This window comes from Streptomyces sp. BRA346 (assembly GCF_052851135.1).
Window position 1 is genome coordinate 271,799 of sequence record NZ_JAIWIH010000005.1, and the last position, 25,013, is coordinate 296,811.

Annotated in this window: 11 protein-coding genes and 2 pseudogenes; 9 read left to right on the forward strand and 4 right to left on the reverse strand. The window is 68.4% G+C overall.

Features of this window, described 5'->3' with window-relative positions; all coding sequences use genetic code 11:
* Positions 1-9: 9 nt before the first annotated feature.
* The 3 genes from LCH29_RS08095 to LCH29_RS08105 are packed head-to-tail and all read right to left on the reverse strand — an operon-like array spanning position 10 to position 13,441.
* Positions 10-4,071: an Eco57I restriction-modification methylase domain-containing protein gene (locus LCH29_RS08095; RefSeq protein WP_446461013.1), complete on the reverse strand. Its 4,062-nt coding sequence runs from the start codon at positions 4,069-4,071 to the stop codon at positions 10-12.
* Positions 4,071-7,106, reverse strand: a complete 3,036-nt coding sequence (locus tag LCH29_RS08100; RefSeq protein WP_446461014.1) for a helicase-related protein — start codon at positions 7,104-7,106, stop codon at positions 4,071-4,073. The genes LCH29_RS08095 and LCH29_RS08100 overlap by 1 nt, the downstream gene beginning before the upstream one ends.
* A 29-nt stretch (positions 7,107-7,135) precedes the next feature.
* Complete coding sequence (locus LCH29_RS08105; RefSeq protein ID WP_446461015.1) at positions 7,136-13,441, reverse strand: protein kinase domain-containing protein; 6,306 nt, start codon at positions 13,439-13,441, stop codon at positions 7,136-7,138.
* A gap of 440 nt (positions 13,442-13,881) precedes the next feature.
* On the opposite strand from LCH29_RS08105, the gene LCH29_RS08110 reads away from it, so the two are divergent.
* The 6 genes and pseudogenes from LCH29_RS08110 (at position 13,882) to LCH29_RS08135 (ending at position 20,863) form a co-directional block, all read left to right on the forward strand.
* Entirely contained in the window at positions 13,882-14,097 is a 216-nt protein-coding gene (locus LCH29_RS08110) for a hypothetical protein (RefSeq protein WP_446461016.1), read from the forward strand.
* Positions 14,098-14,523: 426 nt separating this feature from the next.
* A pseudogene (locus tag LCH29_RS08115) lies at positions 14,524-15,426 on the forward strand (non-reducing end alpha-L-arabinofuranosidase family hydrolase); the annotation flags it as partial.
* A 349-nt stretch (positions 15,427-15,775) separates the two neighbouring features.
* A complete protein-coding gene (locus LCH29_RS08120) occupies positions 15,776-15,973 on the forward strand; it encodes a hypothetical protein (RefSeq protein ID WP_446461017.1) in 198 nt (65 codons plus the stop codon).
* Positions 15,970-17,802 carry an RICIN domain-containing protein gene (locus tag LCH29_RS08125; RefSeq protein WP_446461018.1) on the forward strand — a complete coding sequence of 611 codons (1,833 nt, stop codon included), beginning with the start codon at positions 15,970-15,972 and terminating at the stop codon, positions 17,800-17,802. Before LCH29_RS08120 ends, LCH29_RS08125 begins: the two co-directional genes overlap by 4 nt.
* 44 nt (positions 17,803-17,846) lie before the next feature.
* On the forward strand, positions 17,847-18,827 hold the full coding sequence (locus LCH29_RS08130; RefSeq protein WP_446461019.1) for an RICIN domain-containing protein: 981 nt from the start codon (positions 17,847-17,849) through the stop codon (positions 18,825-18,827).
* 53 nt (positions 18,828-18,880) lie between these two features.
* Complete coding sequence (locus LCH29_RS08135) at positions 18,881-20,863, forward strand: alpha-L-fucosidase (protein ID WP_446461020.1); 1,983 nt, start codon at positions 18,881-18,883, stop codon at positions 20,861-20,863.
* 24 nt (positions 20,864-20,887) lie between these two features.
* Here the strand turns inward: LCH29_RS08135 and LCH29_RS08140 are convergent, their stop codons facing one another.
* The gene (locus LCH29_RS08140) at positions 20,888-21,598 is read right to left on the reverse strand and encodes a FadR/GntR family transcriptional regulator (RefSeq protein ID WP_446461021.1); all 711 of its coding nucleotides are present in this window, start codon (positions 21,596-21,598) and stop codon (positions 20,888-20,890) included.
* Positions 21,599-21,888: 290 nt separating this feature from the next.
* Here LCH29_RS08140 and LCH29_RS08145 point away from each other — a divergent pair, with 290 nt between their 5' ends.
* The 3 genes and pseudogenes from LCH29_RS08145 to LCH29_RS08155 all read left to right on the forward strand — a co-directional run bounded on the left by LCH29_RS08145 (position 21,889) and on the right by LCH29_RS08155 (position 24,960).
* The gene (locus LCH29_RS08145) at positions 21,889-22,854 is read left to right on the forward strand and encodes a glycoside hydrolase family 6 protein (RefSeq protein WP_446461022.1); all 966 of its coding nucleotides are present in this window, start codon (positions 21,889-21,891) and stop codon (positions 22,852-22,854) included.
* A 248-nt stretch (positions 22,855-23,102) separates the two neighbouring features.
* Positions 23,103-23,414, forward strand: a pseudogene (locus LCH29_RS08150) (arabinofuranosidase catalytic domain-containing protein); the annotation flags it as partial.
* A gap of 181 nt (positions 23,415-23,595) precedes the next feature.
* The gene (locus LCH29_RS08155) at positions 23,596-24,960 is read left to right on the forward strand and encodes a glycoside hydrolase family 43 protein (protein ID WP_446461285.1); all 1,365 of its coding nucleotides are present in this window, start codon (positions 23,596-23,598) and stop codon (positions 24,958-24,960) included.
* The last annotated feature ends 53 nt before the right edge of the window (positions 24,961-25,013 follow it).

The following is a 25,013-nucleotide window of genomic DNA, read 5'->3' on the forward strand; positions in this document are numbered from 1 at the left end:
TGCCCCGGGTCAGGCCGGGTGGCGAGGTCCGTGGCCTGGGGGCGGGTTGAGCGTGGAGGTGTAGTTCTCGCCGTCCACCAACGGGTTCTCCAGACTGACTCCGGCTGCGGCCATGCGGTCGTACTCGGCGAGGATCAGTTCCTTGGTGCGGTAAGAGCCGTACTTGGCCTCGTCCTTGCGGCGAACGATGGGAAAGGTATCGAGGATGTAGTCGGCATCCTCGCGGGTGATTCCGTAGAGGTGGAAGAACAGGGCGTCGAGCTCTGCACGTATGACCTTGCGGCGCGCCTCGTTCCAGTGGAATGGAGCACCAAAGTCTCCCAAATCACGCGCAAATGGAGTAACGTCGTCCGCATTATAGGACAGCTCGACAACTCGCCTGGCGATGAAAGCGTTGTGGGGATCCAGTGCCTTCGGGGAAAGCACAGGAAACTGATTACAGATGAAAAAGTTCAGATGTAGCCCACCAACCTTCAGGCGCGCCACGAAATCGAGCACGAAGGAGTTCATGCACGCCACTAGACCGCCTATGCGATCGACGTTTTCCGGCTGCACGAGCGAGACCGGCAAACTATTTGCGGCCGCAGCCTTGGGGATTGCGCTCACAATAACTGTTCGCTCATTTGTTGAACTAGTTACATCCCTCCATCCAATGAACCATTCTCTACCCCATGCTCGAGATTCGATTTTACGTGAGACTTGCACATCCGACACCCAACTATTGGGCATAACTACACGCACTCGCGACTTCAGATCGTCAGAAGTCAGGTAGTGCGGCTGGTTCTGTCGTTGCGCTGCGCTCTCACTCTTCACAACGTCCGCTGCTCGGTGATTGAAGGAATCAATCATCTTCGCCTCATAGAGCGGCAACATAGTGACCGATGCCTTCGTGAACGTATTTCCGAGAGCGGTCCACCCATCACGCTCAAGCTTGTCGCGACTATGGAATAGCTCGGATTCGTGAGACATATCAAACATGCGCAGAAAGGACAGGCCCCATGGATTCCCCTTTGAGTCCCCTTCCTTCACGAGCACTGGTATCCGACGGTAGATGCCAATGGTAATTTCAGCATCCCTGCGGGAACGGAAGATCGGAAGCGTCCCGGTGTTTGGGTTGAGCAGCGCAATCTCCTCCGGAGTCAGCGCGAACGACTTATTCGCATTGTCCAGCTCGGCTGGGTCGTGGAGGAAGAACGCAAATCGCGCTGCCGGTTCGCGCAGGCACCGGCCGGTAACTGACAGAATGCTGAACTTCATGCGCGAGTCCACGGCCGGGAAGAGGCCAGCACGGTTCTCGAAGTCGTACAGCGCTGCAATTGCCCCACTCTGCACCAGATCCTTGAAGAAGAACTGCGTCCGCGAGTCCGTGGCGATTCCTGTCGGGACGATCACCCCAGCCCGCCCCTTCGGGCCGAGCAGAATGCGATCCGTCTCCGTGAAGACGGAGTAGGTGTTGAGGTTTCCCTGACCCGTTAGCGGAACCCGGCCTGCACGGCGAAGAAAGTGGCTCTCAGCATACACGGCCCGCTTAGCCGCCTCGAACTCCGCGTACAGCAGGAGAGTATCTGGGGAGTTCTTGAGTGCCTCGATCATCTTCTTCCGCACCGCCGTGCGTGATGCCTTGGCAATCTCTGGCGCCCGCTGCGCGAAGAACTCCTGCTCACGGAACTCCACGCTGTCCCAAGGCGGGTTGCCCAACACACAGTCGAATCCGCCTGCCCAGCCGGTCGCTGGGGAGACGCCCTGGCCACTTTCCGGAACGGAGAAGACCTCGGGGAACTCCAAGTGCCAGTGAAAGAAGTCGTACTGGTCGCGCAGGCGAGCTATCTCGGCCGTCGTCTCAGGCGTGGCCCCCGCGCTGCTGGGGCCCTCCAATGCCTTGAACACCGAGTGGGTCACCGCGCGCGGCGCTTCTGGCGTCTTGAGCCAGACGAAGGCGGCGCACCACGCATCGGCGACCCACAGGGAACGCCGGTACGCTGAGGAACGAGTCCATTCGCTGAACGCAGCCTCTTGGCGACGTACGTCAGTCAATTCTTCCGACGACGCCAAGGTGATGGACCTTAAGCCGTTGGCGAAGGCGGTGTTGGCGACTCGTACTGCCTCGTCGTCGATGTCGAACAGACTGCCCTGCCCAATCCGCTCCTGCTTGTTGATCTTCCCTAGGGCCTTCGCGTGCTCCTTGTTATCGCCCTCTGTGGGCGTGAAGGCCTCGTCGGGTATGCCGTTTCGCAGCAGCTTCGGCGTAGCCCCTATGAGCGCATTGCCGTGCTTCACGTGCGCATCCAGGAAGTTCAGCGCCTTACCCGGCTCCAGCGCCTCCAGCCACAGCGACACCTTCGCCAGCTCCACGGCCATCGGGTTGAGGTCGACGCCATAAATGCAGCGGGCGACCACCTCGTGCAAGGCGTGGCGAACCGCCTCCAGCGTCGGCTCAGGGTTGTGCTCTCGGACCGCCGCCACCTGCTTAGCGATGCGTCGCGCTGCCGCGACCAGAAAATGGCCGGAGCCACACGCTGGGTCGCACACGGTCAGGGACAGCAGCTCGTTGACGATGGAATCTGCCGGATCGATGGCACCCGCCTTCGAGGCGGCGGCCTCGCCCCGCTTCACCGCGTCCTGGATGACCGGGTCCAGGGTCGTGTCCAGCAAGCACTCGATGAGGGCAGACGGCGTGTAGTAACTGCCCGTTGTCTTACGAGTGTTGCCCGCAACCTCCACCAGAGCGAACTTCCGGTCCGAGGCACTGTGCTTCGGTTCCAGCTCCAGCAGCGACTCGTAGACGGATCCCAGTTCCTCCGCGTCCAAGTGGCGGTAGTCCACCGCCCGCCAACGGCGCGAACTGCCGTCCTGGACCTGGGAGAGGTGGCGAACGGCCGTCAGCAGGGCCTCATTGGACAACTTCAGATCGCGCAGCGGGGCGTCCGCCTCAGTGTCGTTGAACAGGCCGCCGAGACCGGGCAGGCCCAGCTCGGGGCGGCCGGCCTCGTCTCCGAGTGCTGTGAGCACCAACCGCAATGCCTCATACAGGTCCCCGTGCGCCGTGCCGCGTCGCTTCCTCGCATGCGCCCGCAGCCGTGCGGACGAGAAGTACTTGTCGTATCGGTCCCGCGCCTGCGGGGCGGCCTTCGGTGACAGCAGCGCGTCGCGGTCCTCTGCCACGAAGACGAACAACAGTCGGTACACCAGGCGCAGCAGGGCCAACTGAAGGGCCTTCGGCTGGATGGTCTCGCGCAGTGCGCCGTTCTCCGGGTGGCGTAGAAAGCCCGTGCCCAGGGCGGTGATCGCTTCCTGCACGCCCTTGCGGAGCTGGTCCAGCGCCCTCGTGCCCGACGCGATCGCCTCTGTGCGCCACTTCTCCAGCCAGCACGCCGACGGGGTCGCGTCCTCCGCCACGTCGAACCGCGTCACATGCAGCAGCCGGTACAGCAGCACGAACTCGCTGAACAGCTCACCATCGAAGATGGCCTCAAGGTCGAACTCAACGTAAGAAGCCGTGGCCAGCGCGCTGGAGTCGCGCAGCAGACGGACCTGGCGGCCGTTGGTGAGCATTCCCCACAGGTGCGCCTCCGTCCGGTTCAGGCACTCCTGGAGCATCGACTGCGGCGGGACCGTGCCCGCCCCGCCGGGCCGCTTGTCCAGCTCGGCTTGCCAGGCCGTCTGGTGGATGAGGGCGTGCCGCCAGCGGTGGGAGACGTCGAAGCGCTTTTCGGCGTCGGAGTCGGCGGTAATGGCTGCCGCGCCGAGCGGTGTCAGCGGGCCGAAGCCCAGTTCGCGCCAGAGAGGGACTAACCAGTCGCTCACAGTGAGGCCGGTCGAGTCGATCGCCGGGAGGCCCGTGGCCGGGTCCTCGGGGAGCCGCTTGCGCAGCTCGCGCCAGAGCGGCTTGAGGTATTCCCAGCTGCGCTCGGCCTCGTCCCGTACCGAGCGGGACGACGGCAGGCCGTAGTCGGCGGGCTTCGAGCCGGGGACGTCCTTGCCCTCGGAGATCCGGACCAGCATGTCGGCCGGGAGCAGCGCGCCGACCGTGTGGACGGCGGAGAACACCTGGTTGCGGGTGGTGGCGGACATCAGGCGGACACTCCAGCGGAAGCGGCGGAACCGGAAGCGGCGGAACCGGAAGCGGCGGAACCGGACGTGGCGGCGCCGGTGGCGGCGGGCCCCGGGGCGGGCGCGGCAGGCGTGGCGGGCAGGTAGACGTACGCGCCGAGAACGTCGGCGGGCTTCTGGGCGGTGACGGACAGGCCCCGGACGATCTCGCCGGAGGCGGACCGCACCCGGCGGTGCGAGGCGTCCAGCTCGGCGGCCAGCTCGTCGCCGTATGCCTCCAGGTGCCCCGAGGCGTCGGGGAGCTGGGCGAGTATCCGGGTCATGGTGCGCTCGCCGAAGTGCGGATCGGTGTTCTCGGAGGCCGTCGCGTCCAGCAGGGCCGCCGCCTCCTCCGGCGGCAGCCACACCGCGTTCTTCGGGGAGCCCTGGAAGGCCAGCAGCCGGGCGTCCTCCGCGACGAGCTGCTTCTCGCCGCGCCGGGACGGCAGGGTGAGGTGGAAGCGGTAGCGGACCAGCAGCAGCGTCGTACGCGTCGCCACCGCGTCCGTGGTGATGACGCCGCAGCGGCGGGCCGGGCGCGCGCCGTCGGCCTGGGTGTCCAGGGCGGCGTTCAGGACGTGGGCGGCGAGGGCGCCGACGACGGGGTCGGTGCGCACCAGGGCGGCTTCGCCGCGCGCGACCGCCGGGTCGGTGCGGAACGGGATCGGGCGGTCCTTCTCGATGGCCTCCGGTCCGACGACGGGCGCCAGCGCGTCCCGCAGGCCCGCGGGGGCGCCGCCCACCTGGGCCGTGAAGTCGTCACCGTCCCCCCGCAGCACCGCGTTGAGCGCGCCGAGCGATTCCCGTACGAAGGTGTGGATCTCGCCCGCGCCACCCAGCGCGTCCCGGATCGCGGCGACCTCGCGGGCCACCTCCTCCGGGTGGATGGAGCGCTGCGCGAACCGCGAACGGGACGCCTTCTCGCGGTCGGCGGCCGAGTTCCAGTCCTTGTCCAGGTCCGCGAAGCTCTGCTGGAAGTCGTCCGAGTCGAACAGGGTCTGCTGCTCGCCCTGACGGCCGCGCACCAGCAGCCACTCCACGATGGCGTCCGTGACGCCGGTGGACATCTCGTCGGGGACGGAGACGGAGATGCCGAGGTCCTTCTTGATCTGCCGGTGCTTCTTGATGAGGACTTCGAGGACCTTGCCGTCGATCCCGTTGTCGCCGCCGTACAGGGTGACGACGCGGACCTGGTCCTTCTTCTGGCCGTACCGGTCGACGCGGCCCTCGCGCTGGTCGTGGCGGGTCGGGTTCCAGGCCAGGTCGTAGTGGAGGACGGCGTCGAAGTGGTGCTGGAGGTTGACGCCCTCGGACAGGCAGTCGGTGGCGATCAGGACACGGCGGGCGGCCGGGTCGTCGCCCGCCTCCGTCGCGAGCTGTTCGATGCGCTCCACGCGCTGCTGCGGGGAGAGGGTGCCGGTGACCGCCTTCACCACGGTCCTCGCGCCGAGCGGGCCCCGCTTCTTCGTCTCCGGGTCGTTGGCCAGATGTGCGGCCAGGTATTCCGCGGTCGGGATGTAGCGGCAGAACACGATCGGGTTGTGGCCGTCGGCGAGCAGCGCCTGAAGGTGCTTGATGAGCGCCTTCAGCTTCAGGTCATGCTTCACGCCCTCCAACTGCGCTGCCCGGTCCGCGAGTTCGGCCAGGCGCGATCCGGCGTTCTCCGCCGTCGCTTCGGTGTCCGTCTCCGCGCCGGGCGCCACGTCCATGCCTTCCAGCGCGTCGCTGTCCGCCGAGTCGCTGGTCAGCGGGGCGCCCAGCCGGTCGGCCTCCTCCGCTGACGCGGCTACCGCCGCGGCCGAGCGGGTCCGCAGCGTCTGCGCCGCCGCCCGGGGCGAGGACACCAGCGAACGCAGCAGGGCGATGGCCGACCACCAGGCGATCCGCGCCTCCCGACGGCCCTGGCTGTCGGCCGCCTCGACGCGCTCGCTCGCGTACGCGATGGCGTCGTCGAGCAGGGCGCGGTAGGCCGGGGACAGCTTGTACGTCTCGTCCTTGAAGTAGCGGTCCGAGGGGAACGCGGTCCGCTCGGCGAGGCTGTCGTCGCCGAGTCCGTCCTCCTTGGTGAGGTACTGGCGTACGTCCGCCCGCTTGCGCGCCACGAAGTGCTGGGCGAGGAGCGTCCGTCCGGCTTTCGACTCCAGGCTCACGGTCGCCAGTTCCGGCTTGACCAGGCCCAGCAGGTTGCGGAACGCGGACTCCTTGCCGCTGTGCGGCGTCGCCGTGACCAGGAGCAGGTGCCGGGTCTCGTCCTGCGCGACGCGGCGCAGGAGTTCGTAGCGGAGCTGGTTCTGCGACCCGGCGGAGGTGTCGTCGGCGGCCACGCACGTGTGTGCCTCGTCCACGATCACCAGGTCGGGGCAGTGCCGGACGAAGTCGTCTCGGTGACGCGTGGACTTGATGAAGTCCGTGGAGACGATGACGTGCGGATACTTGTCGAAGAGGGACTGGCCCAGGTCCAGGCCGCGCTCCAGGCGGGACACCGTGGACGCGAGGACGAGTTCCGCGTCGATGCCGAACTTGCCGCGCAGCTCCTGCTGCCACTGCTCGGCGAGCGCCGGGGAGCAGAGCACGGCTAATCCGGTCGCCTCGCCCTGCGCGAGGAGTTCGCTCGCGATCAGGCCCGCCTCGATCGTCTTGCCGATCCCGACGTCGTCGGAGATCAGCATGCGTACGGTCTGCTGGCGCACGGCCATCAGCAGGGGCACGAGCTGGTACGCGCGGGGCTCCACCGCGATCCCGGCCAGGGAGCGGAACGGGCCCGCCCCTGAGCGGAAACCGATGCGCAGCGCCGTGCGCAACAGGCCCGCCGCGCGCTGGTCGCCGAGGTCACTCGGCTCGGGGGGAGCGAACTCGGCGCCCGTCACCTTCTCGATCGCGGGGAACACGGCGGCGATGTCGTCGTCGGAGCCGCCGAGCGGGCGCAGCACGAGCAGGTCGGGTTCGCTCTCCGGGAGCACCACCCATTCGCGGCCGCGGGCGGTCACCAGGGATCCGGCGGAGTATGTGGGTGCCATGTGGGTCGTCAAGTCCTCGGGGGATGCGTTCAGCGGGCGGACGGCGTGCCGAAGTAGCGGGGGTGGGGTGCGACGATGTCGTCCCAGTCGGCGTCGTGCGGGAAGCGGATGACGTCCCAGCGCGCGTCGAGCAGCCGCTCCTCGGCCTCCTCGTCGCGCAGCGCCGTCGTCTCGGTGTCCGGCAGGTCGACGAACACGGCGAGGTTGACCCCGGGCAGCCGGTACACGTAGTCCGCCAGGACGTTGGCCTCGGTGATCAGCGTTTCGCCCTCGTCGGGGAGCCGGAGGCCGCGGGCCTTCAGCCAGGTGAGGAGGTTGTCCTGCGCGACGGCCTCGCGGACCGCGGTTTCCACCGCCGTGGGCGTCGCGGGCACCTGGTCGAGGAGCCGCTTGAACCGCTCGGAACGGGACTCGCTCCGCGCTTCCTTCGCCGCCGTCGCCGACGCGAGCCGCACCAGCAGGTCGCGCGCCGCGTGCCGGTTGATCAGGGCGTGGTTGAGCTGGTTGCCGTAGGTCAGCAGGCACTCGTAGCAGCCGAGCGCGCACGGCCGGTCCGGATGCGGGCCGCCCTGGTCGGTGCCGTCCGTATCGAAGTGGCAGATGGCGAGGGCCTGCCGGGCCGCCTTCGCCAGTGCGTCCTTCTCCGACTGGAGACGGCGCAGCACACCCGCGCCGCCCTCGGCGGCCTCCATGAACAGGATGCGGTTACGGGGGCCGTCGTCCGGTGGCAGGAGTTCGCCGGACAGCTCCACGTCCTCCAGTTCGAACGCGGCCTCGATGCCCCGTTCGAGGGCGTACATCACGGACACCGCGACCGGTTCCGGCAGCGGCTCGTCGAGGGTCACGACGAGGATGTTGCGGCGGTCCTCCACGAACGGGATGACCCGCTTCTTACGGCGCCGCTCGTTGCCGTCCGCGTCGATCCTGGGCAGCTCGCCGGAGTCGCCCGACGCCTCGGCGGCGTCCTTGTCGTTCATCCAGCGGCCGTCGGCCAGGTCGAGCCAGTAGCCCGGCGGCTCGTCGTTCTTGGCGCGCACCCGGCTGGTGTTGGTGATGCGCACCGTCGCCGAGTCCCCGTACGCCAGCTCGGCGACCGGTGCGCCGGAGGCGTCGGAGACGGATGCGTTCAGCCGGCCCTTGCGGGCGCCGTGGTCGTGGAAGCGGTACGACGTCTCCAGCCTGTAGCCGGCGCGGCGCCGCTCCTCCTCGTCGGAGGAGATCCGCTCACGGCGTGTGGTGTACACGGTGTGCAGGTGCAGCAGGCCGTAGGTCGCCGCGCCCAGGGGCTCGCCGCACATCTCGCAGCGGTCGGCGCGCTCTTCCGGGTCGTGGTGGTAACCGCACTGCGCGCAGCGGCGGGCCTGGCTGGTGGCCAGGTCGCCGGAGGAGTCCGGCGGGAGCTGGATGCGCGTGACCTGGTAGCGGGCGCCCTCGTGGTAGATGAGGGCCCCGGGACCGAACTCCCGGATGGCGAGGAAGCGGGGCCGCTGGAGGTAGTCGCCGTCACCTCGGCGGCGTCCCACCGTGGGGATGTACGCGGCGAGCGGCAGTCGCGGGAAGCTGTAGCCGGGCAGGAAGCCCTCGGACGCCAGGTACCGGTAGGGGTTGAAGTCCGAGAGGACCGACTTGCTGTCGGCGCTCTCGTTCATCAGCAGGTTGAGCTGCGTCTCCGCCTCACGGCGGCGGGCGTTGGCCCGGTTGCGGTCGCTCTCGGTGAGGCTGTAGTCGAGGCGGCGCTTGTTCTGGATGTACTGGTCGTCGAGCGCGGCCCGGAACAGCTTGCGCCACCGCTCGAAGGCATCGTCGAACCGCTCCGGCACGGTGCGGACCTTGTCCTGGATCCAGTCGTCGTGCCACCACGTCGTGTCCACGAAGTCCGGCAGCAGCGGGCCCAGGACCCGTAAGGCGGCGTCGACGGTGCGTCGCTGGGCGCTCTCGTCGCGGGAGGCCGCCAGGATGTCGGGCAGCAGCTCCAGGGCGGGGTCCGGGCGGTCGCCGGTGTCCGGGTACGACACGTCGAGGACTTCGGGAATGGCACGGCCCAGCTTCAGGCCGGCCTCGGCGATCCAGATGCCCTGGAGGTGGGAGAGGACCAGGTCCTCGTTGGCGAGGTCCAGGCGGGGCGGGGCGACCGCGCCCGCCACCATCCGCTCCGAGCGGCGGAAGTAGTACTGGTCGTGGCTGTTGCCCGTCGCGCAGTACGTGGTCACCAGGGCGGGCTGGCCGCTGCGGCCCGCACGGCCCGAGCGCTGCGCGTAGTTCGCGGGCGTGGGCGGCACGTTGCGCATCATCACCGCGTTCAGCGAGGAGATGTCGACGCCCAGCTCCATCGTCGGCGAGCAGTACAGCAGTTTCAGCTTCGCCTTGCGGAACGCCTCCTCGCGCTTCTCCCGCTCCTCCGGCGCGACCTGCGCGGTGTGCTCGCGGGCGAACAGCCCGGACAGCGCACGCGCGGCGTCCTGGTACAGGTCACGGAAGAACGTGTTCACGCGCGGCCCTTCACCGCTGGGGTAGGTGCGGGTCAGCGGGTCGTGGGTGCCCGTCTCGCCCTTGCCCGCACGCCAGATGAGCGACTGCGCGGCCACCCGGTAGCCGGTCGCGGCGGGGGCGGTCGGCCTGCGGTAGCGGCCCGCGCGCTGCGGAGCGTCGGAGACCTCCTTCACCAGGCCCGCCTTGCTCAGGACCTTCAGCAACTCCTCGATGACGAGCTGGAGATCGCCGGTGTCCAGCTCCTTGAAGGACCGGTCCGCGCGCCGCAGGTACTTGCCGAACTTGCCGCGTGCGGACAGGAACAGACTGGAGCGGTCCAGACCCGGACGCGAGGGATGGGGATAGGCGGTGCCGACCCTCGGCTTGTCGGACGCCGACAACACCCACGGGTCCACCAGACGCTCCTCGCTCGCCCGCTGGAGCGAGTCGAAGTCGTCGCGGAAGTAGGAGACGTCGATGGCGAGGGAGCGGCGCATCTCGTTGAGCAGCGCCTTCATGATCTCGGCGCGCAGTGCCGGGTCCGCGTCGCGCAGCGCCTGATGCGTTCCCTCCCACCGGTCCTGCTTGTCCGCCACCCAGGTCAGATCCTCGTAGTCGATCTCCAGCAGGCCGGTCTGCTCCAGGTTGGGCATGGTGATGCGCCAGCCGCGCTCCAGGTCCAGATAGAGACGGAAGGCGATCACATCGCGGAGCGTCTTGGCGGCGTTGCGGGCGAGCGACGGCGCAAGGTCGCTCTCTCCGGTGTAGTCGGCCGGGTCGATGGCGAGCGCGTTCGTCACCGCGGAGGCCAGATCCTCGTGGTGGATGCCGTCCTCGCCCGCGTCCGCGGCCGCCCGGTACAGCGCGCCGCGCAACTGGGTGATCTGGACGAAGTCGTTGAAGTGGCCCGCCTGGAGGGACGCGTCCTGCCGGTTGTCGACGAAGGTGAGGAGCTTGCGCGCCTCCTCGTCCAGGGCTTCTCGCGGCACCGACTTCAGCGACCGCACCACCGACGCCGATATCAGGGAGGTCGCCGAGGACCGGCCCTCCTGGTCGAGCGTCGCCAGCTTCGCGAAGTCCCGGCCGCGCGTCTGCTCGTACGCCACCCCGCAGTGCAGGCAGAACAGGAACGGGGACGGGATGAACGCGGCTTGGAGCTCGCCCCGGCCCTCGTAGCCGAGCGGATCGACGGTGACGGCACGCGGCACCCGGTCGCGATACGACTTCCTCACCACCTCCTGGCCCTTGTCGTCCAGCTCCAGCCAGGACTCGGGCAGCCGGCGGTCGTCCACCGCGTACTGGGTGTTGGACGGCCAGCCGCGCTCGTGGTCGACGTACAGATAGCCGTCGCCCTGCCGCCCGCCGGTCGCCGAGGTGTCACGGCGCGCCTCGTACCGGACCTCACCGTCCTTCTCGTTGCGCCACACCGTCAGGTACTCCTGGCCGCACTCGCGGCAGAACGCCAGCGGCATCAGCAGCTTGCCACCGCTGCCCGGCTGTTCGAGCTGGTAGGAGCGGGTGAGATGACGGGAGAGCTTGCCTTCCAGGGTGACGTACACGGTGTCGCCCTTGGAGAGGAACTGGTGCAGCCGGAACGCGAACAGCGGCCGGTCCGTCACCGGATGCCGCGCCTGCGAACCGGCCTCCAGGGTGGCGCGGATGGCGGCGGCGCACTCGTCCTCGCCGACCCCGGACTCCTCGGCCAGCTCCGCCGCGGCGACCTCGATCTTCGTGGGCCGCCGGCGCACCAGCCGCCCCGTGGCCTCGTCGGTGGCCAGGCCGAAACGGGTCTCGATCCAGCGGGCCAGCGGGTCGCGCACCAGATCGTCGTACGCGCGCGGCGCGGCGGGTGAGGTGAGGCGGCCGGCGGGGACGGTGCCCGGCGTATCGCCGGTCGCGCGGACCAGGGTCTCGCCGATGACGTGCCCGGGGCGCACCGTCGTACCGAACAAGGTGCTCGCCACACCGGCGACGACCTTCTTCTGGTCGTCGAGGGGCCCTTCCGTCGACATGGTGGCCGACGTGCCGATGCATTGCAGGTCCGCCGCCTGGCAGGCCTCGCGGACGCGACGGATCAGCAGGGCCACGTCGGCGCCCTGCCTGCCGCGGTAGGTGTGCAGCTCGTCGAAGACCAGGAATTCCAGGCCGCGCGCCATCGTGATGAGGCTGGCCCGGTCGGCGGGGCGGGTCAGCATCAGTTCCAGCATCACGTAGTTCGTGAGCAGGATGTCGGGCGGATTGTCGCGGATCTCCTTGCGCTTCTCGTCGTCCTCCTGACCCGTGTACCGGGCGAAGGTGACCGGCTCGCGTCCCGCGCCGTAACCGTCGCGCAGATACTTCTCCAGCTCCCTGAGCTGGCTGTTGGCGAGCGCGTTCATCGGATACACGATGATGGCCCGCACTCGCTTGCGGGCCGTGGGCCCTTCGGCGTCCCGCTGCCGGAGCACCTTGTTCACGATCGGGACGATGTACGCCAGCGACTTGCCGGAACCGGTGCCTGTCGTCAGCACGTACGACGCGCCGGACGCGGCGGCCTCGACGGCCGCGCGCTGGTGCTGGTGGAGCGTCAGGGGACGGCCGTCGCACACCGTGCCGCCTTCGGTCTTCCCGGCCTGGAAGATCCGGGCGCACTCCTCGTGCAGCACGCCCTGTCCGGACAGTTCGGCGACCGTGCCGCCGCTCCTGAAGAACGGGTTGAGCGAGAGCCAGGGGTTGGGCCACTGCGACTTGGCGTTGAGGTCATCCTCGACGAACGCCTCGATGCGCTCATCCCGGATGACCGTGCCGCCTTCGGTGAAGAGGCGGTAGTCCTCGATGAGCGTGCGATGGACGCCGAAGACATCCATGCCGGCTCCGGAAGCGGTCACCGGCACGGGCTGCGGGGCGGGCTCCGGGGCGGTGGCCGGACGGGCGGGGGCCCGGGCGCCGTCCTCGCGCAGGGGACGGGTCGGATCCAAAGCGCTCCAGTGCGGCATCTGCGAGGCGTTGCCCTCGGCCCTTCCGGTTAACGGAAGCAGCGCGTCACGGACGGCCACGGCATCCACGGGGCGGTCTGCCGGATCCTTGGCGAGCAGCCGGTCGACGAGACGCGCGAGCTCGGCGGGGACCCCCGTGCGGATCACCGCGATGGGCGTCGGAGCTTCCCCCACATGCTTACGGGCGAGTTCGTAGGGGGACTCGCTTGTGAACGGGGGTACGCCGACGAGCATTTCGTAGAGGACGCAGCCCAGCGCGTACAGATCGGCGGCCTGAGTGACCTGGTTGGCCCGGAACTGCTCGGGAGCCATGTACCGGGCGGTGCCCACGCTGACGCCCGTACTGGTCAACCGGGTCTCGTCGGGGTCGTCGACGATGCGGCCCATTCCGAAGTCGAGGACCTTGACCGTGCCGCCCTGGGTCAGCATGACGTTGGCGGGCTTCAGGTCACGGTGGACGATGCCGGCGGTGTGCGCGGCGGCGAGGCCGTCCGCGATCTGGGCGCCGATGGCGGCGACCCAGGAGATGGGGAGCTGCCGCTCCTCCTCGACGAGGTCACGTAACGTCTCGCCGTCCAGGAACTCCATCGCGAGATAGGGCAGGCCGTCATTGTCCTCGGCGACTCCGCCGTCGATGAGCCGCGTGAGGTTGCGGTGGTCGAGGCGGCGCATGATCCGCACCTCGCGGGCGAAACGCTCCACGGCCTTGGGGTCGGCGGCGGTGTCGATCCGGGTGCCCGTGCGGCGGCGCAGAATCGTCTTGACGGCGACTCTTCGTTCGGGGGTGCCGTCCGCGGCCTGGAGATCTTCCGCTCGGTGAACCTCCCCCATGTTGCCCTTGCCGATGACGTTACCTATGCGGAACCGGCCATCGATCAATTCGTGGCTCACAGCCGCCCCCCATTGCTCTGTTCGCGCCGTTCCCCAGCAGAACGCGCCCCCTGTACCTGCTGTCACACAACCGCCATCGTGACACAGCGGAGCGTGTGGAAGCCGTCACCGTTCACCATCGATGACGTTATTTGCCGCTCAGTGATTCGTTGACATTGTCAACGAGTCAACTTATGCGCAGCCATGTCGTCACGCAAGGGGATGGACGGCATCGGGTCTCGAATCATCAGCAGCGCTGGCTCCGGCGTTCGGCCGTGAACGGCGCCACGCCGAACGCGCCTTCGCGCCGCATGCCTGCACGCTGGACCCCCGTAGTGCCGAGCGTGACCGCCCGCGGGATGAGCCGGTTCGGCCAGGGTTGCCGGGTGACGCGATGAAGGCGCATGTGGATGCTGACTACACAGATACGGTAAAGGTTGTGCGAAAGATAAGAAGAACATGTGTCTGATCGGGTGAGGTGGTGCGGGCGCTGCCGCGGCGGCACCTGGGGCGCGGCGGCGCTGCGGACCGGGACGAAGGGGCGCCGCGGGCCGGAGCCGCTGGAGGAGCTGGAGCAGTCCTTCCTCGCCCTGGCTCGTGCCGCGATACCGCTGACCATGTCCGCGCGCCTGGTGTGTGACGAGCCGTCGGAGGAGCCGTGGCCGGTGTTGCGGTGAAAGCGAGCCTTGCGAGAGATTTCGACGCTGCTCGCGAACCTTGCGAGGGGTATTGACGCGGCTCACTGGTCCCCTACTATCCAGGTTGCTCGATACTTCGGCCTTTGTTCGACATCGCGAACGAGGTAGAGCTGCTCCACCCGCACAGCAGGGCATCTCCGGGTCATAGCCGTCGAAATGACGGAGACGCAAGAGGCTGATATGTCATGGCCCCATCAAGTCGCCCAAGCGAGTCACCGTATCGACAGTCCGGACAGCCCTGACGGGGCCGACCGGAACCGCTTGCTCAAGAATCAAGAGGTCCTCATGCGCAGAGGAAGTTTCAGCCGCAAACGTCTGTCCGTGATGCTCGCCGCCGCCGCTGCCGCCCTGGTTTCGTTGGCGGCGACGCTCGTCGCCAACCCGGCTCAGGCGGCCACCAGCGCGTGTCCTCTCCCGTCGACGTACCGGTGGACGTCGACGGGTGTGTTGGCGCAGCCGGCGAACGGGTGGGTCTCGCTGAAGGACTTCACCAACGTGGTGTACAACGGCAAGCACTTGGTCTACGCGTCGAACGTGTCGGGATCGTCTTACGGCTCGATGAGGTTCAGCCCCTTCACGAACTGGTCGGACATGGCGTCGGCCGGCCAGGCCGGGATGAGCCAGGCCGCGGTGGCGCCCACGCTGTTCTACTTCGCACCCAAGAACATCTGGGTGCTGGCGTACCAGTGGGGTGCGTGGCCCTTCATCTACCGCACGTCGAGCGACCCCACCAACCCCAACGGCTGGTCCTCACCGCAGCCGCTGTTCACCGGTAGCATCTCCGGCTCCGGCACCGGCCCGATCGACCAGACCCTGATCGGTGACGGCCAGAACATGTACCTGTTCTTCGCCGGTGACAACGGCAAGATCTACCGAGCGAGCATGCCGCTCGCGAACTTCCCGGGCAGCTTCGGCTCGTCGTACACGACGGTCATGAGCGACTCGAGGAACAACCTGTTCGAGGGGGTGCAGGTCTACAAGATTCAGGACCAGAACCAGTACCTCATGATCGTTGAGGCGATCGGTGCGAATGGGCGCTACTTCCGCTCGTTCACGGCCTCCAGCCTGAGCGGTTCGTGGACCCCGCAGGCCAGCACCGAAAGGAACCCCTTCGCGGGCAAGGCCAACAGCGGTGCCACGTGGACCAACGACATCAGCCACGGTGACCTGGTCCGCAACAACCCCGACCAGACCATGACCATCGACCCCTGCAACTTGCAGTTCCTCTACCAGGGCAAGTCCCCCTCCGCGGGCGGCCCCTACGATCAACTGCCCTGGCGGCCGGGCGTCCTTACCCTCCAGCGCTGACCTGCCTGATCCACGGTGAATCGCGATCCGGTGCGGTCTACCGGCGCGTGGACGAGGGGTTGACGGCGTGGGCGACTTCCACCTGCTGACCGGTACTCACCGCTTCGGAGAACCCCAGCCGTGTGCCGGCTGGGGTTCCGCTCGGTGACCGGCGTCTTCGCCGACGTGAGGTGGCTTGGTGCGGGCGATTGACCAGCGCAAAGGAAACATGGGATGGATCGGGTCCCGATTGGGAGAGACGTGTCTATTGACAGTGCAAAGGGCCGGTGGAATCACTAGGGGACATGGGATGTCTGAGAGTTCTTTGTGGATCCTCTCGGGCGCGCTGTCCCCGAGGGAGAGTCACCCCATGACCTCATCAGGATCCCGCCCGCCGGAGATCTGGAGCCGCAACGGCCAGGCCGACCAGCAGCGGACGCTGAACTCCAACGGCACGGTCACCGGCGCCCGGCCCGGCCTGTGCCTGGGGCACCGCCCCCGGAAGCCGGCCCCCGTCCATCACCCGCGCCGCAACCCAGCAGCGCCGAACCGCAGGAGGATCGGATGAGGACGAGAGCGAGACCCGGCCGTCTGGCACTGGTGGCCGGCATCGTGCTGGCGCTCGTGCTGCCGCTGCTGTCGACAGCCACGAGCCAGGCCGCCTCGGACAAGTCGCTGAGCGTGAACCTGGCATCGACCCGCGGGCCGTCGACCGGCGTGGGTGAGGGGTTCCTCTACGGCATCAGCGAGGACGGCAGCCGGCCGGCGGACCAGTTCCTCCAGCCGCTGGGGATCAACGCCTTCCGCGGCGGCGGATGGTTCTCCGGCGGCTGGATCAGGGACGGCTACCAGTACGGCTCGGCCACCCGGGCCGACATCGACTCGATCGTCGCGCAGGCGAAACGGCTCACCCAGCCGCCGTATCACGCGCAGTACCAGGTGCTGGTGAGCGACATCTACGGCGCGAACGGCGGCCAGCCGTCGAACACGAGGTATCCGTGCGACAACGGCGACTGCTCCAACTGGGTCCGCTTCATCGACTCCACGGTGGGAGCGCTGCGGGACTCGGGGCTCACGTTCTCCTACGACATCTGGAACGAGCCGGACATCTCCGCCTTCTGGACCCGGGGGGTGAACAGCGCCCAGTACTTCCAGATGTGGGACACCGCCTACCGCGAGATCCGGCGCATCGCCCCCGGAGCGCAGATCGTCGGGCCGTCATTCGCGTTCACCCCGGAGCGCAACCCGGGCCAATGGCGGACCTGGCTCGCGCATGTGAAGGCGGCCGGGACGGTGCCGGACATGATCGCCAACCACAACGAGGGCGATGTCGACGACCCGGTCACCGTCTCGCGGGCCCTGAACGGCGCCCTGACCGCGGCGGGCATCGGTCCGCTGCCGCTCTCCTCGAACGAGTACCAGCCGGCCGACCGGCAGACCGCCGGGGTGACCGCCTGGTACCTGGCGCGGTTCGCGCAGTCCGGGTACACCAACGCGATGCGCGGCAATTGGGTGTGCTGCGTCATCCCGAACCTGACCGGAGTCCTGACCCAGAGCGGGGGCAGCTGGCAGCCGACCGGCAACTGGTGGGCGCTTCGGGACTATGCCGATATGACCGGCACCCTCGTGGACACCTCCGGCCAGGTCGGCTCGACGGCGATCTCGGCCGCCGAGGACTCCTCCGCCAAGCGAGCGGTGGCGGTCATCGGCGACTCCAACGGGTACACCGGCGCCGCGTCCGTGACCTTCGACGGGCTGTCCTCCGTACCCTGGCTGGCGAACGCCGGCGGCGTGCACGTCACCGTGCACCGCATCCCGGACCAGGCGCCGCTGAGTGCGCCACAGACCGTATACGACCAGAATGTGAGCACCTCGAGCGGCTCGATCACCGTGCCGTTCACGTTCCAGGGGTCGCACGACGCGTTCGCCGTCTATCTGACACCCGCCTCGTCGGGCGGCGACGGCTTCCCTGACGGCTACCACCAATTCGTGGTCGCCAGCGACAACTTGTGCATGGATGTGTACGGCAACTCCGGCAGCGCGGGCGCCGCGATCGACCAGTGGGCCTGCAACGGACAGGGCAACCAGCAGTTCCGGTTCGTAACCGCCTCGGGCGGCTACGGCGAACTGCGGGCCCAGAACTCCGGCCTGGACGTGGCGGTGGCCGACAGTTCCACGGCGGCGGGCGTACCGGACATCGTCCAGCAGGCCCCCGGCACCGCGGCCAACCGCCTCTGGCTGCCCGTGCGGCAGTCCGACGGCTCCTACGCGTTCCAGAACAAGAACAGCGGCCTGTGCCTGGACGTCTACGGCGCCGGCGACAACCCGGGGCAGCAACTGGACCAGTGGCCGTGCAAGAACACGCCCGGCACGAACCAGGCCTTCATCCTCCGCTGACCGCGGCACCACGGGACACCTCCGACCTGCGAAAGGAACCCACCGTGTCAGCATTGAGACGGGTGTTACGGCGCCTGCGCGCCTCGACGGCCGTGCTCGCGGGCCTCCTCCTGACCGCCGGCGGCATCGTGGGTACGGCCGCCGCACCGGCCCAGGCCGCCACTTCCATCACGATCAACGGCGCGTCCGGCGGCCGGACCTTCGACGGCGTCGGCGCGATCAGCGGCGGGGGCGGCAACAGCAGACTCCTGATCGACTATCCCGAGCCCCAGCGTGGCCAGATCCTCGACTACCTGTTCCGGCCCGGCTACGGCGCCTCCCTCCAGATCCTCAAGGCCGAGATCGGCGGTGACACCAACTCCACCTCGGGGGCCGAGCCGAGTCACCAGCACACCCGGTCCGACCTGAACTGCGACCGGGGCTACGAATGGTGGCTGATGGAGCAGGCCAAGGCGCGCAACCCTGACATCAAGCTGTACGGACTCGCCTGGGGAGCGCCCGGCTGGATCGGCGGCGGGAACTTCTGGTCCACCGACACCTGGGCCGCCGGGCAGATCGGCTACGGGACCAGTCAGGGCGAGACCGCGCAGTTCGACAACCTGTCCATCACTCCCGGCAGCGGCGGCAACGACGGCGGCACGAGTGGCGCGATCGTCGGGGTCGGCTCCGGCCGGTGCGTGGACGTGCCGAACCAGTCGCAGACGCCCGGAACCCAGGTGGAGCTGTGGGACTGCAACGGCGGAAGCAACCAGCAGTGGACGGACACCTCGGCCGGCGAGCTGCGCGTCTACGGCAGCGACTGCCTGGACGCCTCGGGCCAGGGCACCAGCCCCGGCACCAAGGTGGTCATCTGGGACTGCAACGGCGCAAGCAATCAGCAGTGGACGATCCGTGCCGACGGCACGATCGCCGGTGTCCAGTCCGGCCTGTGCCTGGACGCCACCGGTGCGGGAACGGCCAACGGCACCTTGCTCCAGCTATGGACCTGCAACGGCAGCAGCAACCAGAAGTGGACGCGCGACTGATCCGGTGACCGGTTCCAGCAACCACCTCCGTCAATTCCCCCGAGAGGCCCCCCATGTCTTCCTCCTCCCTGCCGCTCAGCCGGCGCCGACTGCTGGCGGCGGCCGGCGCGGCCACGGCCTTCGGCCTGCTGCGATTCGCCCCCGAGGCCGCCGCGACCGACGGCCCCGGGAGCTACACCCCGAGCTGGTCCTCCGTGGACCAGCACCCCCCGGCCCCGGCCTGGTTCCAGGACGCCAAGTTCGGCATCTACTACCACTGGGGTGCCTTCAGCGTCCCCGCGTTCGGGAACGAGTGGTATCCGCGCAACATGTACATCGGCGGCTCGGCCGAGAACCGGCACCACATCGCCACCTACGGCGACCCCTCGGCCTGGCCGTACCACAACTTCATCGACGGCGCCCGCGACAAGGCCGGCAACTACGTGCAGTTCGCGCCGAAACTCGCCTCCCAGGGCGGCACGTTCGATCCGGACGCCTGGGCGCGGTTGTTCAAGGCCGCGGGCGCCAGGTTCGCCGGTCCGGTCGCCGAGCACCACGACGGCTTCTCCATGTGGAACAGCCGCTCCAACCCGTGGAACTCGGTCCAGCGCGGCCCGAGGCTCGACCTGGTGGGACTGCACGCGCAGGCCATCCGGGGGCAGGGGCTGAAGTTCATGGCCTCGTTGCACCACGCCTACAACTTCAACGGCTACTACGACCATGTGCCGTCCCAGTCGGACCCGACGCTGCGCATCCTCTACGGCCAGCTGGGCTCGGCGGCGGAGAACAAGCTCTGGTACGACAAGCTGGTCGAGATCATCGACGGCTACCAGCCGGACCTGGTCTGGCAGGACTTCGCCCTGGACCGGGTGCAGGAGTCCTACCGGCTCGAGTTCCTCGCGCACTACTACAACCAGGCCGTCGCGTGGAACAAGGACGTGGTCGCGACCTACAAGGACGGCCTCAACAACAAGGGGGAGGTCTTCGACTTCGAGCGCGGCGGTCCGGCAGGGCTGCTCACCCCCTACTGGCTGACCGACGACAGCATCTCCTCCTCCAGCTGGTGCTACACGGTGGGCATCGGCTACTACTCGACGCAGGCACTGCTCCACTCGCTGATCGACCGGGTCAGCAAGGGCGGCAGCATGCTGCTGAACATCGCTCCGATGGCCGACGGCACCATCCCCTCCGGGCAGCGGTCGATCCTGCTCGCCATGGGCGACTGGCTCGGCCGCTTCGGAGAGGCGGTCTATGCCACCCGCGCCTGGGCCAGTTATGGCGAGGGCCCCACCAAGATGGGCGGAGGCTCGTTCACCGGACCGGTGGCCGGCAAACCGCAGGACATCCGGTTCACCCGCAGCCGGGACAACAAGGTGCTCTACGCCACTGCGCTGGGCTGGCAGGGCGGCACCATGACCATCACGACGCTGAACTCGAACAGGATCAACCTCAGCAGCCTGACCGGCGCCAAACTGCTCGACAACACCGCCGGCTCCTTCATCAACCTGCCCGCTCCGACCCAGGATGCCTCCGGCCTGCACCTCACCATGCCCTCGTCCAACCCGCCGTTCAGTGCGCTGGCGTACACGGTCAAGCTCACGTTCTCCGGTGAGATCCCCGTCCTGGGCCCGCCGGGCGGCTCCACCACCTGGGTGAAGATCGCCAACGTGACCAGCGGACTGGTACTCGACAGCGGGGGCGACGTCGCATCCGGCTCCAACCTCAAGCAGTGGAACTACGACGGGAGTCCCAATCTCCAGTGGCAGCTGATCGACCTCGGCAACGGCTACTACCGCATCATGAACCGCACCAACGGCATGGCCGCCGACAGTTGGGGCGATTCCGCCAACGGCGCTCCTGCCCGGCAGGAGGCATGGAACGGTGGCAACAACCAGCAGTGGTCACTCAACAGCCTCGGCGGCAACCGCTACCAGATCATCAATCGGGGCACCGGTACCGCCCTTGACGGCAGGGGCAGCACCACGGTCGGCTCGACCGCGGTGATGTGGACTCCGAACTCCAGCACCAACAACGAATGGACCATCACCGGCGTCTGAACCATCCCGCAGGCGAACTGCCGGTCATTCTCGTACGGCGCCACTCCGCGTTTCGCCGTGGCCGAGGTGCTGACGCAGCCACTGCTCCGTCGTGCTCACATGCATCAGCGCCGCGGCCTCGGCCAGTGCGGAGTCCCTGCGCAGCAGGGCGGCGTAGATTGCCTCGTGCTCGGCGATGGTCCGGTCACCGGCATGGTCGTCGGCCATGCCCCGCCAGACCCGGGCGCGCACGGTGCGGCTGGAGATGCCCTCCAGCAGCGTAGCCAGGGTCCTGTTCCCGGCGGCTGCGATCACCGCGCTGTGGAAGGCGGCGTCGTGCTCGTTGAGCAGCTCGGCATCGTCGCGGACGGCCCTCATCGCGTCAAGGTGGTGCCTGACCCCGACGAGGTCGTCGTCGGAGATCCGGGTGGCGGCGAGCCCCGTGGCGATCGGCTCGAAGAGCCTGCGCACTTCGGTCAGTTCCAGCAGGGTGTCACCGTGGAGCAATTCCACCGCCGAGCCCAGCCCCTCGAGCAGCAGTGCGGGCTCCAGACTCGTCACATAGGTCCCGTCTCCCCGCCTGACATCCAGGACCCGCGCGACAACAAGCGCTCTGACCGCCTCACGCATCAGGTTCCTGGACAGACCGAGCTCTGTGGCCAGTTGCTGCTCGGGCGGCAGCTTGGCGCCCGGCGGCAGTTCGCCGGACTGGATCATCTCCCTGATGCGTGCGATTGCCTTGTCGGTCAATGACATGGGCGGACTCCACACCCCCTGCTCGCCCCGTGAAGGGTGAGTCGTACGTGGACCCTTGACACTTTCACCAGCCCGCAACACGATACCTCCCACACCCCGAGTACTCTCAGCGCCTGGGAGCGCTCCCAAATGGGAGCGCTCCCAACGTTCGCCGCCGCCCTCGACCCTGTCGTCCCCGCCGGGGAGCCGCCGGTGCAAGGGGGCCTCGTACCACCGCACTTCCTCAGCGCGTCGCTCGCCCGTGACCGAGAGCGTGCGGCGCATCCCTGTCAGGAAACCGAGGTACAGTCATGCGCCACGGACTCCGCGCCCTGGTGGCAGCGTTCTTCGCTCTGCCGCTGGCGCTCGCCATCGCACCGTCCGCCCACGCGGCCGACCCGACCACCATGACCAACGGGTTCTACGCGGACCCCGACTCCAGCGCGAAGAGGTGGGTCGCCGCAAACCCCGGCGACGGCCGGGCGTCCGCGATCAACGTCTCCATCGCCAATACCCCGATGGCCCGCTGGTTCGGCTCCTGGAGCGGCACCATCGGCACCGCCACCGGCGCGTACGTGGGCGCCGCGGACAGTCGGGACAGACTACCCATCCTCGTCGCCTACAACATATACAACCGCGACTACTGCGGCGGGCACTCCGCGGGCGGGGCCGCTTCGCCGTCCGCCTACGCGACCTGGATCGCCCAGTTCGCCGGCGGGATCGCCAACCGCCCGGCTGTCGTGATCCTCGAACCGGACTCCCTCGGGGACTACGGATGCATGACCCAGGCTCAGATCGACGAACGCGAGGGCATGCTCACCGGCGCCCTCGCCCAGTTCAACCGTCAGGCCCCCAACACCTGGGTCTACCTCGACGCCGGCAACCCGGGCTGGGCGGACCCGGCGACCATGGCCCGGCGCCTCCACGAAGCCGGTCTCCGGCAGGCCCACGGCTTCTCCCTCAACGTCTCCAACTACTTCACCACGGCCGAGAACACCGCCTACGGCAACCGCGTCAACAGCGAACTCAACGCCCGCTACGGCTACACCAAGCCGTTCGTCGTGGACACCAGTCGCAACGGCAACGGATCCAACGGCCAGTGGTGCAATCCGTCGGGCCGCCGCATCGGCACCCCCACCCAGCTGGGCGGAGGCGCCGAGATGCTCTTGTGGATCAAGACCCCGGGCGAGTCCGACGGCAACTGCGGCGTCGGATCCGGCTCCTCGGCCGGCCAGTTCCTCCCCGAGGCCGCCTACAAGATGATCTACGGCTACTGATGCTGTGTCCTCGGGCTCGGCCTAGTGCCGCGTCAGTCAAGGTTTGCCCGGTAGCGAGGCGTCCTGGTGCGGTCAGATGCAAGGCGCCGGATCGGCCTCGTAGTGGGCCTACTCGGTCCGAGCGGGGTGAACCTTGGCTGACGCGGCACTAGCGGGCGGCGGGGGCCGCCCGCCGGGCTCGATGCCGGCCCGGTCCATGACCTGCCGTGCGGCCGTCGGCCAGTTGCCGCCGCTCACCTGGACGTTTCCAGCGGGCCTTCACCAGCAAGTTCGTCACCGCCACCCTGAAGAACAACGGCACCTCCCGCTTCGCCATCAAGGGCAGCGATGCCCAGACCGGCAACCTGACCACCCTGTGGGACGGCGGCCTGCCGGACGGCTACAGCCCCATGAAGAAGCAGGGCGCCATCGTCCTGGGCAGCGGCGGCGACTGCTGCAAGCCCGGCGGCGCCAACCTCAGCGCCGGCACCTTCTACGAGGGCGCCATGGCCGCGGGCTATCCCTCCGACCAGATGGAGAGCGCCGTCCAGGCCAACGTGGTCGCCGCCGGCTACCGCTGACCCGCTCATTCCGAGCCGAGGCCGGCCGTCGCCCGCGTCCTGATCGCGGCGGGGCCGTCTCGGCTGTCACCTCCCGCGTAAGCCACTGCCTTTGGAGCCGACGATGACCTACGCCCGACCGCTTTCGCCAGCGTTACCGTTTTCGGCCGGCAGGAGACTCAGGCGAGCAGTCGCCTGGGTGGTGGGCCTCATGCTCGCCCTCGCCGTCCCCGCCGTCGTCCAGCCCACCGCGGCAAGGGCGGACAACCCGATCGTGCAGACCATCTTCACCGCAGACCCCGCGCCGCTGGTCCACAACGGCCGGGTGTACCTCTACACCGGGCACGACGAGGACAACTCCACCAACTACACCATGAAGGAATGGCGGGTGTGGTCCTCCGGCGACATGGTCAACTGGACCGACCACGGCTCCCCGCTCAGCCTGTCCTCCTTCAGCTGGGCATCCTCCAACGCCTGGGCGGGACAGGCCGTCTACCGCAACGGCAAGTTCTACTGGTACGTGCCGATGACGAACCGGGCGACCGGCCGGATGGCCATCGGCGTGGCGGTGGCCGACAGCCCCACCGGGCCGTTCCGTGACGCCCTCGGCCATCCCCTGGTGGAGAACGGCCAGATCGACCCGACGGTCTTCATCGACGACGACGGCCAGGCATACCTGTACTGGGGGAACCCGGACCTGTGGTACGTCAAGCTGAACGCGGACATGACCTCCTACGCGGGCAGCCCCACCAAGATCCCGCTCACCACCGCGGGCTTCGGCACCCGTACGGGAGACGCCAACCGGCCCACCCTGTTCGAAGAGGGGCCCTGGGTCTACAAGCGGGGCGGCCTGTACTACATCGTCTTCGCGGCCAAGTGCTGCTCGGAGTTCATCGCCTATTCGACCGCCCCCGGCCCGACCGGGCCGTGGACCTACCGAGGCACGGTCATGCCCACCCAGGGCCGCAGCTTCACCAATCACCCGGGTATCACCGACTTCAAGGGGAATTCCTACTTCTTCTACCACAACGGCGCCCTCACGGGTGGGGGCGGCTACACGCGCTCGGTCGCCGTGGAGAAGTTCTCCTACACATCCGACGGCGCGATCCCGACGATCAACATGACCAACGCCGGGGCGCCTCAGGTCGGCACGCTCGATCCGTACACACGTCAGGAAGCCGAGACGATCGCCTGGGAGTCGGGAGTCGAGACCGAGCCGTCCGGCGACGGAGGGCTGAACGTCGGGTACATCGACAACGGCGACTACATCAAGGTCAAGGGCGTCGGGTTCGGTGCGGGTGCGTCGTCCTTCACGGCACGCGTGGCCTCGACGGTCGGCGGCAGCGCCGTCGAACTGCGCCTGGGCGGCCCCAGCGGGACCGTGGCGGGCCGGTGCGGTGTGCCGAACACCGGTGGGTGGCAGACCTGGACGACGGTGTCCTGTCCGGTCAGCGGCGCGACGGGCACCCAGGACCTGTACCTGAGGTTCACCGGCGGCAGTGGCTATCTGCTCAACATGAATTGGTGGCGGTTCACCGCCGCCTCCGCGGCGACAGCGTCGAAGTAGCGCCGCGCCGAGGTGCTCGGGCGGCTGAATCCCGGCCACCACATCCCCCCATC

Coding starts and splice junctions, on each gene's coding strand:
- LCH29_RS08095 (WP_446461013.1), bottom strand. CDS start 4,071: ATGTCCGCCACCACCCGCAACCAGGTGTTCTCCGCCGTCCACACGGTC.
- LCH29_RS08100 (WP_446461014.1), bottom strand. CDS start 7,106: ATGGCACCCACATACTCCGCCGGATCCCTGGTGACCGCCCGCGGCCGC.
- LCH29_RS08120 (WP_446461017.1), top strand. CDS start 15,776: ATGACCTCATCAGGATCCCGCCCGCCGGAGATCTGGAGCCGCAACGGC.
- LCH29_RS08125 (WP_446461018.1), top strand. CDS start 15,970: ATGAGGACGAGAGCGAGACCCGGCCGTCTGGCACTGGTGGCCGGCATC.
- LCH29_RS08135 (WP_446461020.1), top strand. CDS start 18,881: ATGTCTTCCTCCTCCCTGCCGCTCAGCCGGCGCCGACTGCTGGCGGCG.
- LCH29_RS08140 (WP_446461021.1), bottom strand. CDS start 21,598: ATGTCATTGACCGACAAGGCAATCGCACGCATCAGGGAGATGATCCAG.
- LCH29_RS08145 (WP_446461022.1), top strand. CDS start 21,889: ATGCGCCACGGACTCCGCGCCCTGGTGGCAGCGTTCTTCGCTCTGCCG.